Source organism: Psychromonas aquatilis (assembly GCF_038155185.1).
In the GTDB taxonomy this organism is placed as follows: Bacteria; Pseudomonadota; Gammaproteobacteria; order Enterobacterales; family Psychromonadaceae; genus Psychromonas; species Psychromonas aquatilis.
Genome location: NZ_JBAKAZ010000307.1, coordinates 1 through 224, shown reverse-complemented (window position 1 = coordinate 224; position 224 = coordinate 1). Strand labels below are relative to the sequence as shown.

Annotated in this window: 1 protein-coding gene; it reads left to right on the top strand. The window is 39.3% G+C overall.

Going from position 1 to position 224, the window contains the following annotated elements; genetic code table 11:
- Positions 1 to 224, top strand: a 224-nt coding sequence (locus V6256_RS15670) for a hypothetical protein (protein WP_341599155.1), incomplete at both ends; no start/stop codon positions are given.

Here is a 224-nt window from a genome sequence, read left to right as displayed (position 1 = left end):
GAGCAAAAAGCATTACAAAGTGATTCTGATGAACCGATTATTAAACGACTCAGTGATCTACAAGCTACCTTAGATAATAAAAACAAAGAATACGAAGCGTTAGATGAGATTTGGAAAACAGAAAAAGAGGCATTGTCAGGTACTCAAGATATTAAACAAGCACTTGACCAGGCACGTTTAGACCTTGAAGTGGCGACTCGAGCTAGCGATCTCACTCGTATGTC